Source organism: Streptomyces sp. NPDC018964 (assembly GCF_044390325.1).
Classification (GTDB): Bacteria; Actinomycetota; Actinomycetes; order Streptomycetales; family Streptomycetaceae; genus Streptomyces.
In genome coordinates this window covers 249,673-264,046 of sequence record NZ_JBIRYZ010000002.1, presented here as the reverse complement: position 1 = coordinate 264,046, position 14,374 = coordinate 249,673, and the positions used below count along the sequence as shown (strand labels likewise).

The 14,374-nt window shown below is 70.5% G+C and carries 12 protein-coding genes and 1 tRNA gene; 11 read left to right on the top strand and 2 right to left on the bottom strand.

Features of this window, described 5'->3' with window-relative positions; genetic code table 11:
* Positions 1-149: 149 nt before the first annotated feature.
* The 3 genes from ACH5AO_RS03990 (at position 150) to glmS (ending at position 3,247) form a co-directional block, all read left to right on the top strand.
* On the top strand, positions 150-1,028 hold the full coding sequence (locus ACH5AO_RS03990) for a DUF4429 domain-containing protein (RefSeq protein ID WP_398921498.1): 879 nt from the start codon (positions 150-152) through the stop codon (positions 1,026-1,028).
* 133 nt (positions 1,029-1,161) lie between these two features.
* On the top strand, positions 1,162-1,419 hold the full coding sequence (locus ACH5AO_RS03985) for a hypothetical protein (RefSeq protein ID WP_030217181.1): 258 nt from the start codon (positions 1,162-1,164) through the stop codon (positions 1,417-1,419).
* Between the two features lie 10 nt (positions 1,420-1,429).
* Positions 1,430-3,247, top strand: a complete 1,818-nt coding sequence (gene glmS / locus ACH5AO_RS03980) for a glutamine--fructose-6-phosphate transaminase (isomerizing) (RefSeq protein ID WP_398921496.1) — start codon at positions 1,430-1,432, stop codon at positions 3,245-3,247.
* 142 nt (positions 3,248-3,389) lie between these two features.
* Here glmS and ACH5AO_RS03975 read toward each other — a convergent pair whose 3' ends face one another.
* On the bottom strand, positions 3,390-3,917 hold the full coding sequence (locus tag ACH5AO_RS03975) for a universal stress protein (protein ID WP_398921494.1): 528 nt from the start codon (positions 3,915-3,917) through the stop codon (positions 3,390-3,392).
* Between the two features lie 853 nt (positions 3,918-4,770).
* On the opposite strand from ACH5AO_RS03975, the gene ACH5AO_RS03970 reads away from it, so the two are divergent.
* The 4 genes from ACH5AO_RS03970 to ACH5AO_RS03955 all read left to right on the top strand — a co-directional run bounded on the left by ACH5AO_RS03970 (position 4,771) and on the right by ACH5AO_RS03955 (position 7,939).
* Positions 4,771-5,997 carry a helix-turn-helix domain-containing protein gene (locus tag ACH5AO_RS03970; protein ID WP_398921493.1) on the top strand — a complete coding sequence of 409 codons (1,227 nt, stop codon included), beginning with the start codon at positions 4,771-4,773 and terminating at the stop codon, positions 5,995-5,997.
* A gap of 183 nt (positions 5,998-6,180) precedes the next feature.
* Complete coding sequence (gene orn, locus ACH5AO_RS03965) at positions 6,181-6,783, top strand: oligoribonuclease (RefSeq protein WP_398921491.1); 603 nt, start codon at positions 6,181-6,183, stop codon at positions 6,781-6,783.
* Positions 6,784-6,901: 118 nt separating this feature from the next.
* Positions 6,902-6,974: transfer RNA gene (locus ACH5AO_RS03960), tRNA-His, on the top strand.
* 134 nt (positions 6,975-7,108) lie between these two features.
* A complete protein-coding gene (locus ACH5AO_RS03955; protein WP_398921489.1) occupies positions 7,109-7,939 on the top strand; it encodes a DUF6461 domain-containing protein in 831 nt (276 codons plus the stop codon).
* A 4-nt stretch (positions 7,940-7,943) separates the two neighbouring features.
* Here ACH5AO_RS03955 and ACH5AO_RS03950 read toward each other — a convergent pair whose 3' ends face one another.
* Positions 7,944-8,999 carry a LacI family DNA-binding transcriptional regulator gene (locus tag ACH5AO_RS03950; protein WP_398921487.1) on the bottom strand — a complete coding sequence of 352 codons (1,056 nt, stop codon included), beginning with the start codon at positions 8,997-8,999 and terminating at the stop codon, positions 7,944-7,946.
* 344 nt (positions 9,000-9,343) lie between these two features.
* On the opposite strand from ACH5AO_RS03950, the gene ACH5AO_RS03945 reads away from it, so the two are divergent.
* From ACH5AO_RS03945 to ACH5AO_RS03930, 4 genes are all read left to right on the top strand, one after another.
* Positions 9,344-10,702: an ABC transporter substrate-binding protein gene (locus ACH5AO_RS03945; RefSeq protein ID WP_398921485.1), complete on the top strand. Its 1,359-nt coding sequence runs from the start codon at positions 9,344-9,346 to the stop codon at positions 10,700-10,702.
* A gap of 5 nt (positions 10,703-10,707) precedes the next feature.
* The gene (locus ACH5AO_RS03940; protein ID WP_398921992.1) at positions 10,708-11,724 is read left to right on the top strand and encodes a carbohydrate ABC transporter permease; all 1,017 of its coding nucleotides are present in this window, start codon (positions 10,708-10,710) and stop codon (positions 11,722-11,724) included.
* 12 nt (positions 11,725-11,736) lie between these two features.
* Positions 11,737-12,642, top strand: coding sequence for a carbohydrate ABC transporter permease (locus tag ACH5AO_RS03935; protein ID WP_398921483.1), 906 nt, complete (start codon positions 11,737-11,739; stop codon positions 12,640-12,642).
* Positions 12,643-12,750: 108 nt separating this feature from the next.
* Positions 12,751-14,190 carry a GH1 family beta-glucosidase gene (locus tag ACH5AO_RS03930; protein ID WP_398921481.1) on the top strand — a complete coding sequence of 480 codons (1,440 nt, stop codon included), beginning with the start codon at positions 12,751-12,753 and terminating at the stop codon, positions 14,188-14,190.
* The last annotated feature ends 184 nt before the right edge of the window (positions 14,191-14,374 follow it).

Here is a 14,374-nt window from a genome sequence, read left to right as displayed (position 1 = left end):
CGCCCCGGAGTACGGTCCTCCGGGCGCCCGTCACTGAAAGCACCCTCGGGGCAAACCCCCTAGGGGCGCGGGGTTGTATCGATGTGCGGCTCCGCCGCGTGGGCGCGATCAGCCCCACCGGCCCGCGGATCCAATGAAACAATCCCCCCATGGCGGAAATCATCCAGAAGGACGGCACCTGGATCTTCGACGGAGACACCCTGCGGCTGACTCCCGGACGGGACAAGAACGTCGGACTGCTGCGCAGGACCCTGGGTGAACTGGTGGTGCCGCTGCGGGCGTTGGCGGGGATATCGTTCGAGCAGGGCAAGAAGTCGGGACGGCTCAGGCTGCGGCTGCGCGACGGCGCCGATCCCCTGCTGCACACGGCCGGCGGCCGGCTCACCGAGCCGCACGATCCCTACCAGCTGATCGTCGACTCCGACCGCTACGGCGTCGCCGAGTACTTCGCGGAGGAGGTCCGCACCGCCCTGCTGCTGGACCAGGTCCCCGCCGAGCCGGTCACCGAGTACCTGCTGCCCGGCCCGTCCGTGCCGCTGTCCGTCTCCGCCGGGGACGGCACGGTCAGCTTCGACGGCGAGCGCGTCCGGCTGGAGTGGAACTGGAAGACGGAGGACGCCAAGGCCGCCGCCGGCACCCGCACCCTCGCGCTGGCGGACCTGACCGGCGTGGAGTGGCAGCCGGCGGTCGGACTGGAGAACGGCCACATCCGCTTCCTCGTGCGGCACTCCCCCACCAAGGCCCCCGCCAAGTACGACCCGCACTCGGTGGAGCTGTGGGGCTTCAAGAAGGACCCGCTGATGGCGCTCGTCGCCGCCGCCGTCCAGGCCCGTCTGCCGCACCCGTCCGCGCCCGCCGACGAGCGCCCGCGGGAGCCGGAGGCCGCACCGCCGCAGGCGGCCCCGGCCGAGGACGGCCACGACGCCCTGCTGCGCCGGCTGCGGGAGCTGGGCGAACTGCACCGGTCCGGGGTGCTGACGGACGAGGAGTTCACCCTGGCCAAACAGGCGGTCCTCAAGCGCCTGTGAGCCGACCCCGGGCCCCGGCGATGAGCCGGGGCCCGGGCCCGTTCATGAGCCGATCCTGGGTCCCGCCTGTGAGTCCTGCCCGAAATCGGGCAGGATCCTTGCGAAACCATGACCGGTACCTCAGGATCATCGGGTGCACGACGAACTTGTTGATCATCTGACGCGGTCCACGCCCCTCAGCCGGGGCGAGGCACTGCGCGTGGTCCAGGACGTGCTCGCCTACTTCGACGAGACGACCGAGGAGTACGTCCGTCGCCGCCACCGCGAGCTCCAGGCCCAGGGCCTGGTGAACGCGACGATCTTCGAACGGATCGAGGCGGACCTCAGATACCGCGCGGTGGCCCCGCCCGAGCTCTCGCTCCGGCAACTGCGCCGCATCGTCTACGGCTAGGAATACACATATGTGCGGAATCGTCGGATACATCGGCAGGCGTGAGGTCGCTCCCCTACTGCTGGAGGGCCTCCAGCGCCTGGAGTACCGCGGCTACGACTCGGCGGGCATCGCCGTCACCTCCCCGAAGGCGGCCGGTCTGAAGACGGTCAAGGCCAAGGGCCGGGTGCGCGACCTGGAGGCCAAGGTCCCGGCACGCTTCAAGGGCACCACCGGCATCGCCCACACCCGCTGGGCCACCCACGGCGCCCCCTCCGACGTGAACGCCCACCCGCACCTGGACGCCGAGGGCAAGGTCGCCGTCGTCCACAACGGCATCATCGACAACGCCTCCGACCTGCGCCGCAAGCTGGAGGCGGACGGCGTCGAGTTCCTCTCCGAGACGGACACCGAGGTCCTCGTCCACCTGATCGCCCGCTCGACGGCTGAGAAGCTGGAGGACAAGGTCCGCGAGACCGTGCGCCTCATCGAGGGCACGTACGGCATCGCCGTGCTGCACGCCGACTTCCCGGACCGCATCGTGGTGGCCCGCAACGGCTCGCCGGTCGTCCTCGGCATCGGCGAGAAGGAGATGTTCGTCGCCTCCGACATCGCCGCGCTGGTCGCCCACACCCGCCAGATCGTCACCCTGGACGACGGCGAGATGGCGACGCTGAAGGCCGACGACTTCCGCACCTACACCACCGAGGGCACCCGTACGACCTCCGAGCCGACCACCGTGGAGTGGGAGGCGGCCTCGTACGACATGGGCGGCCACGACACCTACATGCACAAGGAGATCCACGAGCAGGCGGAGGCCGTGGACCGCGTGCTGCGCGGCCGGATCGACGACCGCTTCTCCACCGTGCACCTGGGCGGCCTCAACCTGGACGCCCGCGAGGCGCGCCGGATCCGCCGGGTGAAGATCCTCGGCTGCGGCACCTCGTACCACGCCGGCATGATCGGCGCGCAGATGATCGAGGAGCTGGCCCGGATCCCCGCCGACGCCGAGCCGGCCTCCGAGTTCCGCTACCGCAACGCGGTCGTGGACCCCGACACCCTGTACGTGGCGGTCTCCCAGTCCGGTGAGACGTACGACGTGCTGGCGGCCGTGCAGGAGCTGAAGCGCAAGGGCGCGCGGGTGCTGGGCGTGGTCAACGTCGTCGGCTCCGCGATCGCCCGCGAGGCGGACGGCGGCGTCTACGTGCACGCCGGGCCCGAGGTCTGCGTGGTGTCCACCAAGTGCTTCACCAACACCACGGTCGCCTTCGCCCTGCTCGCCCTGCACCTGGGCCGCACCCGTGACCTGTCGGTGCGCGACGGCAAGCGGATCATCGAGGGCCTGCGCAGGCTCCCGGGCCAGATCGCCGAGATCATGAAGCAGGAGGAGGAGATCAAGAAGCTGGCCCTGCGGTACGCGGAGGCCCGCTCGATGCTCTTCATCGGCCGTGTCCGGGGCTACCCGGTGGCCCGTGAGGCCTCCCTGAAGCTCAAGGAGGTCTCCTACATCCACGCCGAGGCGTACCCGGCCTCCGAGCTGAAGCACGGCCCGCTGGCCCTGATCGAGCCGGCCCTCCCCACGGTCGCGATCGTCCCGGACGACGACCTGCTGGAGAAGAACCGAGCGGCCATGGAGGAGATCAAGGCCCGCAGCGGCCAGATCGTGGCCGTCGCCCACCAGGAGCAGGAGAAGGCCGACCACACGATCCTCGTCCCCAAGAACGAGGACGAGCTCGACCCCATCCTCATGGGCATCCCCCTCCAACTCCTCGCCTACCACACGGCCCTGGCCCTGGGCAGGGACATCGACAAGCCGAGGAACCTGGCCAAGTCGGTGACGGTCGAGTAGAGGGCTTTCGGGGGGGGGCGGGGAACCGCGCGTCTTCCAGGGGCGCGGGGAACCGCGCGACAAGCCTCCACGCGCCCGCACAGGCCGAATCACAGGACGGGCTCCGTGTGCTGCCACCCCACGCACGGGGCCCGTGAACGGCTTACGGAATGACGACGACCGGCCGCCGCGCCCGCTTCGCCAGCCTCCCGGCGACGGACCCGAAGATCCGCCCCACGAGCCCGTGGGTGGAACCCACGACGATCGCGTCGGCGGCGTACTCCCGCCCCACCTCTTCGAGTTCATGGCAGATGTCCCCACCACGCTCGACGAGGATCCACGACACCTCGGTCAGGTAGTCCGCACAGGCGAGTTCGAGCCCGAGCACCTCCGTGCGGTGATCGGGGACGTCCACGAAGACCGGGGGCTCGCACCCCGCCCACACCGTCGTGGGCAGCCGGTTGGCGACGTGAACGATGATCAGGCCCGAACCGAGACGCCGCGCCATGCCGATTGCGTACGCGAGGGCCCGTTCACTGGAGGTGGAGCCGTCGAAGCCGACGACGACACCGTGCCGGAACGCGGGGTCGCAGGGATGACGCGACTCCTCCGCCGCCAGGGGTTCGGCCGCCGTGGGATCGGCGACCGGCCGCTTGCGGTCCGCGGGTTCGAAGAATTCGTGACCGGCCATGGCTGTCTCGGGGTGGTGATCCTTTGTGGGGGACGACAGTGGGCGGCGGAGCTGTGTCCGGGAAGTATCTTCCCAACCCCATACCCTCCAGGGTACGGCGGCACGCCTCCTGAGCCCAGATCCCGCGCGCACCGGCAGACGGGTTCCCCGGAGCATGCACGAGGGTCCGCCCGTCACGCAATGGTCGCTGCCCCGTACAGGTGGTTTGCGCGGGGTTCACCCGCCGTTGCGAGGGCCCGCCACGGATCCGCGGCGCCCGGCGGTCCGACCGCGCGCCGAGGTGCGTGACCCGCGTCACAGGGCTCGTCGTGCCGGCTACCGTCCGGGAGGGCCGGAGCCCTTGCGGGGCCGGCCAGGGCGGGCCGGAGGGGACCGGAGCGGAGCCGGAGCAGGGGCGGGGCGGGGGACACCGGCGGAACCGGGGGCGCACCGGCGGCATACTGGCGGCACACCGCGCGAGCACACCGGTCAACTGACCGGTTTCCGCGCCCCCGCACGTATCTTTTCAGCCAACTTCCGGCTTGTGTGCTTCCCCCGCCGCACCCACCTCGCGACCCCCGTTCGACCTGCGCGGAAAGGGTCCAACGGACCCTGCGCACCCTACGTGGATTGGCCACTGCGACAAGGCGCACTTCCCCGCACGGCCCACGAGTGCAACGCTTCGTGATCGAATGCTTCACGCCAAGGTGCCAAGTCGACAATGTGCCGGGTGGCGAACCGGCCACCGGCGCGCGACGGGACGCAGTAGATTCGATCTTGATGTCTTACGGCGGGGGACTCGTGCAGGACCGAGGGGAAACGTGCAGGAGCGACACAACCGAGGAGCCGCGACCACCGAGGGGGGCTTAGCAGTATGAGCCACGACTCCACTGCCGCGCCGGAAACCGCGGCCCGGAAACTCTCCGGGCGCCGCCGCAAGGAGATCGTCGCGGTGCTGCTGTTCAGCGGCGGCCCCATCTTCGAGAGTTCCATACCGCTGTCGGTGTTCGGGGTTGACCGCCAGGACGCCGGCGTACCGCGCTACCGCTTGCTCGTATGCGGAGGCGAGGAGGGCCCGCTGCGGACCACAGGGGGCCTGGAACTCACCGCGCCACATGGCCTGGAGGCGATATCCCGGGCGGGCACCGTCGTGGTGCCGGCCTGGCGTTCGATCACCTCGCCACCGCCGGAGGAGGCCCTGGACGCACTGCGCCGGGCCCACGAGGAGGGCGCCCGCATCGTCGGGCTGTGCACCGGCGCCTTCGTCCTCGCGGCGGCGGGCCTGCTGGACGGCCGTCCCGCGACCACGCACTGGATGTACGCGCCGACGCTGGCGAAACGCTATCCGTCGGTGCACGTCGATCCACGGGAGCTCTTCGTGGACGACGGCGACGTGCTGACGTCCGCGGGCACCGCGGCCGGAATCGACCTGTGCCTGCACATCGTGCGCACCGATCACGGCAACGAGGCGGCCGGCGCGCTGGCCCGCCGCCTGGTGGTGCCGCCACGCCGCAGCGGAGGCCAGGAACGCTACCTGGACAGGTCTTTACCGGAGGAGATCGGCGCCGACCCGCTCGCCGAGGTCGTCGCCTGGGCGCTGGAGCACCTCCACGAACAGTTCGACGTGGAGACCCTGGCGGCACGCGCGTACATGAGCCGTCGTACGTTCGACCGCCGCTTCCGCTCGCTGACCGGCAGCGCGCCGCTGCAGTGGCTGATCACGCAGCGGGTGCTCCAGGCGCAGCGCCTGCTGGAGACGTCGGACTACTCGGTGGACGAGGTCGCCGGCCGCTGCGGGTTCCGCTCGCCGGTGGCGCTGCGCGGCCACTTCCGGCGCCAGCTGGGTTCGTCCCCGGCCGCCTACCGGGCCGCGTACCGCGCGCGGCGCCCGCAGGCCGACCGGAACCAGGACACCGAGGGCACCCCGAGCACCGTGGGAGCCCTCCCACCGGGCCAGCCGGGCCACGCCGCCGTCCAGGCGCCGCCCGTCCTGTCCCCGGACAGCCCGCTCCCGCACCAGTCCCGCCGCACGGCGGCGGCGAGCGCCCTGGGGCCGTCCCTGACGGCCTCGGCCCTCCCGGGCCAGCGCGGCGCGCCGTGAGGTGACGGCGACGGCCGACGGGCCGGAGGCATCGGCCTCCGGCCCGTTCGCCGTGTCCGTGCACCCGCCCGGCCCCGTGGCGTCCGCACCGGAACCGGCACCGGCCCCCGCACCGGCGCAGCGCGGAAACCCGCGCTTCACCACCCGGTCCCGCACGGCGCGGGGCCCCGTAAGGTTAGACACATGAACGATCGCATGGTGTGGATCGACTGCGAGATGACCGGCCTCTCGCTGTCGAACGACGCGCTCATCGAAGTGGCCGCCCTCGTCACCGACTCGGAGCTGAACGTGCTCGGCGAGGGCGTGGACATCGTCATCCGCCCGCCGCAGCGGGCCCTGGAGACGATGCCGGAGGTGGTGCGGGAGATGCACACCGCGTCCGGGCTGCTCGCCGAGCTGGAGGGCGGCACGACGCTCGAGGAGGCCGAGCGGCAGGTCCTCGACTATGTGAGGGAACACGTCAAGGAGCCCGGCAAGGCACCCCTGTGCGGCAACTCCGTCGGCACCGACCGCGGTTTCCTGCTGCGGGACATGCCGACCCTCGAGGACTACCTCCACTACCGCATCGTGGACGTGTCCAGCATCAAGGAGCTGGCCCGCCGCTGGTTCCCGAAGGCGTACTTCAACAGCCCCGAGAAGAACGGCAACCACCGCGCCCTCGCCGACATCCGCGAGTCCATCGCGGAGCTGCGCTACTACCGCGAGGCCGTCTTCGTACCGCAGCCGGGGCCCGACTCGGACACCGCGAAGAAGATCGCCGCGAAGCACGTCCTGCCTGCTCAGTAGGCGGATCGGGGGGTCGTCGGGGGCCGCCGCGGAAAGCGTGCGCGAGCACCCCTTCGGACCCTGTACACTTTTTCTCGGCCGGTCGGAGAAGTCACTGACCTCGACCGACAAGGCCATGGTGGGTGTAGCTCAGCTGGTAGAGCACCTGGTTGTGGTCCAGGATGCCGCGGGTTCGAGTCCCGTCACTCACCCTCATCGGTTCAGCCGGTGACCTCGCGTCGAGGTCACCGGCTGAACTCGTTTCCGCCACCGGGATGTCAGTGGGCCGCCCTAAGGTCGTCGGTGGGCAGGCGAGGGGCCTGCTCGTCGCCGTAGGGGAGGGCACGTGAGCGACGGTGTGCAGTGGATGGCCGGCGCGGTGACGAGTTCCGGGTGGATGTTCGACGTGCACTTCGCGCGCGGCATCGACGCCGAGGAGCTGGCGGTCCGCATGGGGGCGCGGCGCGGAGCGGCCGCCGGGCCGATGACCGACGCCGAGATCGCCGGCCTCGAGGTCGACTCCTACGACGGACCGGACAGTGCCGTGGTCCGCGTCGGCGAGCACGCGGGCTGGGCGTTCGCCGTCCTCTACGGCTGCTACCTCGACCGGCTGGAGGAGGTCTCGCGCGACGGCGTGGAGGCCGTCCACCACCACTACAACTCGGAGCACCCGCCCACCACCGTCCTGTACGCGCGCGACGGCCGCACCGTCTGCGGGTACGGGCTGTGCGAGGAGCGGATCCGCTGGGGCGAGGAGCCCGACCTGTTCCTGCCGGACCTGGTGGCCGCCGGGATCCTGCACCCCGACGGGGACACGTACCAGGACACCGGCGACTACGACCACGACGAACGCAGGCGCCGCGGACTGGCCGTCTTCGAGAAGCGCCTCGGCCTCTCCCTGCCCCGCACCGTGCTCACCGAGGACCGCCTCCCCGTCTACGCGGTCGAGGGGTCGCCGGCGGACGACTTCGAGGAGATCAGCGCCTGGGCCGGGGCCAACGGCAGACCGCTGCCGGACCGGCGCCTGGGCCTGGTCCCGGCCGGTCTGCGCAGGGAGTACGAGCAGGCCACCGACCCCCGGTGGTGGGAGCGCGGGACATGGCGCAGCGTCGCCGCCTCCACGCTGCACGCCGAGGCGGTCCTGAAGGCCCCGGACCCCGACGGCACGGAGCACTGAGGCGTCACGAGGAGGCGCGGGCCACCAGTTCCGTCGCCAGGACCATCTGGCGCCGCCCCAGTTCCCGGGACACCGGCGGGCGACGGTCGGCGACCTCCGCGAGGAGGAGGTCGATCATCGCGCGGCCCATCTCCTCTATCGGCTGGCGCACACTGGTCAGCGGCGGGTCCATGTGGCGGGCGATGGCGGAGTCGTCGTAGCCGACCAGGGCCACGTCGTCGGGGATGCGGCGGCCCGCGTCGCGCAGGGCGTGCCGGGCACCGGCCGCGGTGACGTCCGAGGCGGCGAAGACGGCGTCCAGGTCGGGGCGGCGCTCCAGCAGGGCCGCCATCGCGTGCCGGCCGCCGTCCTCGGAGAAGTCGCCCGGTTCGATCAGCAGCTCGTCCGCCTCGTGGCCCGCGTCGCGCAGGGCGTCGCGGTAGCCGTCGACGCGCCGCTGGGCGCCGTACACGTCGAGGCGGCCGGTGATGTGGGCTATGGTGCGCCGGCCCCCGTCGATGAGGTGCTCGACGGCCTGGCGGGCGCCGCCGTAGTTGTCCGAGTCCACGGAGGCGAGCGTCTCCGCGGCCGAGCGGGGGCCGCTGATCACGGCCGGGATCTCCAGCCGGGACAGCATGTCGGGCAGCGGGTCGTCGGCGTGCACCGAGACCAGCAGCACCCCGTCCACCCGGTGGGCGGCGAGGTACTCGGCGAGCCGCTGCCGTTCCCGGTCGCTGCCCGCGAAGATCAGCAGCAGCTGCATCTGGGTGTCGGAGAGCGCCGCGCCGACGCCCCGGAGCATGTCGGAGAAGTACGGCTCGGCGAAGAACCGGGTCTCCGGTTCGGGCACGACGAGGGCGATGGCGTCCGTGCGGTTGGCGGCCAGGGCGCGGGCCGCCGTGTTCGGGACGTAACCGAGCTCGGCGACCGCGGCCTCCACGGCGGCGCGCGTGGCGTCGCTCACCCGGGGCGAACCGTTGATCACCCGGGAGACCGTGCCGCGGCCGACACCGGCGCGCGCGGCCACCTCTTCGAGGGTGGGCCGACCGCCGCTCCGGCTCCGCGCTCCGTGGCTTGCCATCGGACCCGCCTTCCGTCGTATGTCACGCTGGCCTGGAATGTAACAGTCCCGCCAGTGAGGACGACCACCGCCGCGACCGCCTTCGGCGGACTCCGGGCTTCCGGGGGCGGGCGCGCGGCGTCAAGTTAACAGGCAGATAACTGAAGGCACTTTGCCGCGTCTGTTCCCTTGACACCCCCGCTCCGACCCGCGACTCTTCAACACATCACTTGTGGGAGCGCTCCCACAGTACCTGACACATACACAACCCGCACGTTCCCCGCCCGAGCCGCAGCGAGTCAAGATACGGGCCCAACAATGCCGTTGGCCGGGGGGTCGGCACGTCAGGGCAACAGGAGGACGCAATGCGAGCACGTACCCTCCCCCTCTCCCGTCAGCGGTCGGGCGGGGGGAAGCCCATCGCCCGTAAGGCGCTGGCCATCGCGGCCGTGGTGTCGCTGGGCACCGGGCTGCTGGCCGGCTGTGCCGACGACGGCGGTAGCGACGGCGACGGTTCCTCGACCGACAGCGAGGGCAAGACCAAGATCACGATGGGCCTGTTCGGCACCATGGGCTTCCAGGAGGCCGGTCTCTACGCCGAGTACGAGAAGCTGAACCCGGACATCAAGATCGAGCAGACGGTCGTCGAGCGGAACGAGAACTACTACCCCGCTCTGCTGAACCACCTCACCACCAACAGCGGCCTGATGGACGTCCAGGCCATCGAGATCGCCAACATCGCCGAGATCGTCGGCACCCAGGCGGACAAGTTCGTGGACATGTCCAAGGTCGAGGGTGTCGACAAGAAGAACTGGCTCGACTGGAAGTGGGCGCAGGCCACCACCAAGGACGGCCAGACCGTCGGTCTCGGCACCGACATCGGCCCGATGGCCATCTGTTACCGCAAGGACCTCTTCGAGAAGGCCGGCCTGCCGACCGACCGCGAGGAAGTCGGCAAGCTGTGGGCCGGTGACTGGAACAAGTTCATCGAGACCGGTGAGAAGTACAAGAAGAAGGCCGGCGACGAGACCTTCTTCATGGACTCCCCCGGCGGCCTGCTCAACGCCGTCCTCAGCAGCGAGGAGGAGAAGTTCTACGACTCCTCCGGCAAGGTCATCTACAAGACCAACCCGGCCGTCAAGGACGCCTTCGACCTGACCGCCGAGGCCGCCGAGAAGGGCCTGGTCCAGTCGCAGACGCAGTTCCAGCCGGCCTGGGACACGACGATCGCCAACAGCAAGTTCGCCACCGTCGCCTGCCCGCCGTGGATGCTCGGCACCATCAAGGGCAAGGCCAAGCCGGAGGACGCCGGCAAGTGGGACGTGGCCGTCGCGCCGAAGTCCGGCAACTGGGGCGGTTCCTTCCTGGGCGTGCCGAAGAGCGGCAAGAACGTCGAGGAGGCGCAGAAGCTGGTGACCTGGCTGACCGCGCCCGAGCAGCAGGCGAAGCTGTTCAAGGTGCAGGGCAGCTTCCCGAGCACCCCGGGCGCGTACGACAGCCCCGAGGTGACCGGCGCGAAGAACGAGATGACCGGCGACTCCCCGATCGGTGAGATCTTCTCCGCGGCCGCCGAGCAGATCCCGAGCCAGGTCATCGGCCCGAAGGACCAGGTCATCCAGCAGGGTCTGACGGACAACGGCGTCATCCTGGTGACCAAGGGCAAGTCCGCCAAGGAGGCCTGGGAGACGGCCACCAAGACCATCGACAACAGCCTGGACCAGTGACCGAGATGGCAACCCGCCACGACACCGCCGCGCTCCCCTCCAAGGAGGGGGGCGCGGCCCCGGGCCGTCCGTCCAAGGACTCCGCGCCCATGGACAAGGAGCAGCGACGCCGGGCCAAGCTGTCCCGGCGCTGGCAGCGCGACATGCGCTGGAGCCCGTACGCGTTCGTCTCCCCGTTCTTCCTGCTCTTCCTCGCCTTCGGCCTGTTCCCGCTGATCTACACCGGCTGGGCCTCGCTGCACCAGGTGGAGCTGACCGCCCCGACCGACATGAACTGGGTCGGGCTGAAGAACTACACCCGGATCTTCGACGACGATTTCTTCTGGAACGCGGCGCAGAACACCCTGACCATCGGCATCATCTCAACCGTTCCGCAGCTGCTGATCGCGATGGGCATCGCCCACGTCCTCAACTACAAGCTGCGGGCCTCGACCTTCTACCGGGTCGCGATGCTCGCGCCGTACGCCACCTCGATCGCCTCCGCCTCCCTGGTCTTCGTGCTGCTCTTCGGCTACGACTACGGCATGATCAACTGGGGTCTCGACCTCGTCGGGATCGACCCGGTCGACTGGCAGGGCGACAAGTGGCCCTCGCAGTTCGCCGTCTCCTCGATCATCATCTGGCGCTGGACCGGCTACAACGCGCTGATCTACCTGGCCGCGATGCAGGCGATCCCGCAGGACCTGTACGAGTCGGCGGCGCTGGACGGCGCCAGCCGCTGGAAGCAGTTCATCCACGTGACGCTGCCCTCGCTGCGTCCGACGATCCTGTTCACCGTGGTGGTCTCCACCATCGGTGCCAGCCAGGTCTTCGGCGAGCCGCTGCTGTTCGACGCCAACAAGGGCGCGTCCGGCGGCGCGGAGCACCAGTTCCAGACGCTCGGCCTGTACCTGTACGAGCAGGGCTGGGTCAACCAGCACCTGGGCCGTGCCTCGGCGATCGCCTGGGCGATGTTCGCGATCCTGATCGTCATCGGCATCATCAACCAGCTCATCTCGCGCCGGCTGCGCGCCAGCAGTTAAGGAGTTGTGGCCGTGACGACGACTGTGACGCCCCCCGAGACCACGACCGCCAAGGAGTCCAGGCGCCCGCGCCTGCCGAAGTCCGCGCGGGCCGGCGGAACGCTGCACGGCGGTCCGATCGCGTACGCGATCCTGATCGTGTTCACGATCGTGTCGCTGTTCCCGCTGGTGTGGACCGCGATCGCCGCCTCCCGTGACAACCAGCGGCTGGCGCAGAACCCGCCGCCGCTCTGGTTCGGTTCCAACCTGTTCAAGAACCTGGAGATCGCCTGGAAGGACGCCAACCTCGGTGAGGCCTTCCTCAACACCACGATCGTGGCGGGCATCTCGGCGGTGACCATCGTCGTGCTGTCGACGATCGCCGGGTTCGCCTTCGCCAAGCTGCGGTTCAAGGGCCGCAACGCGCTGATGCTGATCGTGATCGGCACGATGATGGTGCCGCCGCAGCTCAGCATCATCCCGCTGTACATGATGGTCGCCAAGCTCGACTGGTCCGACCAGCTCCAGGCGGTCATCTTCCCGTCGCTGGTGAGCGCGTTCGGCGTGTTCTTCATGCGGCAGTACCTGCTCCAGGCGCTGCCGGACGAGGTCATCGAGGCCGCCCGGGTGGACGGCGCGAGCAGCTGGCGCGTCGTGTGGCACGTGGTGTTCCCGGCCGCGCGGCCGGCGATGGCGGTGCTGGGCATGCTGATGTTCGTGCAGACCTGGAACGACTTCCTGTGGCCGTTCCTGGTGCTGACCCAGACCGGCAGTCCGACCGTGCAGGTGGCGGTGGCGGGCCTCGGCCGCGGATACACCCCGGACCAGTCCCTGATCATGGCGGGTGCGCTGCTGAGTACGCTGCCCCTGCTGCTGGTCTTCACGATCTTCGGCAAGCAGATCGTGGGCGGCATCATGCAGGGTGCCGTCAAGGGCTGACGCCCGCTGCACGTTCGTACCCCTGGGGGCCGGGTCACCGCCGCCTCGGCCCCTCCCCCCTCTTTCCGTACCCGTCGGTCTTCCACGACCTCCTATGGGAGCGCTTCCATGTCTGACTCCGCAACGCCGGCGACCCCGGTGACCTTCCCTCCCGCCTTCCTCTGGGGCGCCGCGACCTCCGCGTACCAGATCGAGGGAGCGGTGCGGGAGGACGGGCGTACGCCTTCCATCTGGGACACCTTCAGCCATACGCCGGGCAAGACGGCCGGCGGCGAGACCGGTGACGTCGCCAACGACCACTACCACCGCTACCGCGACGACGTGGCGATGATGGCGGACCTCAACCTGAACGCCTACCGGTTCTCCGTCTCCTGGTCGCGGGTGCAGCCCACCGGCCGCGGCCCGGCCGTGCAGCGCGGCCTGGACTTCTACCGCAAGCTGGTCGACGAGCTGCTGGAGAAGGGCATCAAGCCGGCCGTCACCCTCTACCACTGGGACCTGCCGCAGGAGTTGGAGGACGCGGGCGGCTGGCCGGAGCGCGACACCGCCTACCGCTTCGCCGAGTACGCGCAGATCATGGGCGAGGCGCTCGGCGACCGCGTGGAGAACTGGATCACGCTCAACGAGCCCTGGTGCAGCGCCTTCCTGGGCTACGCCTCCGGTGTGCACGCCCCCGGCCGCACCGACCCGGTGGCCGCGCTGAGGGCCGCCCACCACCTCAACCTGGCGCACGGCCTGGGCACCAAGGCGCTGCGTTCGGTGATGCCGGCCCGCAACACCGTCGCGCTCAGCCTCAACACCTCGGTGGTCCGGCCGCTCTCGCCGGGCGACCCGGCGGACGTGGCGGCGGCGCGCAAGATCGACGACCTGTCCGGCGGCATCTTCCACGGCCCGATCCTGCACGGCGCCTACCCGGAGACCCTGCTGGAGGCGACCTCGTCGCTCACCGACTGGTCGTACATCGAGGACGGTGACCTGGACCTGATCCACCAGCCGCTGGACGCGCTCGGCCTCAACTACTACACGCCCACCCTGGTCTCGGCGGCGGACCCGGACGACAAGGGCCCGCGGGCCGACGGCCACGGGTCGAGCGAGCACTCGCCGTGGCCCGCCGCGGACGACGTCGCCTTCCACCAGTCGCCGGGCGAGCTGACCGAGATGGGCTGGTCCGTCGACCCGACCGGCCTGCACGAGCTGATCATGCGCTACCACCGTGAGGCGCCCGGTCTGCCGATCTACATCACCGAGAACGGCGCGGCCTACGACGACAAGCCGGCCGCCGACGGCACGGTCCACGACCCGGAGCGCGTCGCCTACCTGCACGGCCACCTCTCGGCGGTGCACCGGGCCATCGCCGACGGCGCGGACGTGCGCGGCTACTTCCTGTGGTCCCTGATGGACAACTTCGAGTGGGCGTACGGCTACGACAAGCGCTTCGGCGCGGTGTACGTCGACTACGTGACCCAGCAGCGGACCCCGAAGTCCAGCGCCCTGTGGTACGCGCGTGCAGCGAAGGCCGGAACGCTTCCGGAGCCGGAGGGCATCTGACCGGCTCCCGCTCCGGGAGACGGGGGGAGCGGGGAACGGGGGAACGGGGGAACGGGGGAACGGGGGGCGGGGGGGGGGGGCCCCCCCGGGGGGGGCCCCCCCCCCGCCCGGGGGGGGGGGCCGCGGGGCCCCCCCCCCCCCCCCCAGAATCAAACAAACAAAAAAGTGTGGGTGGACGGACGAG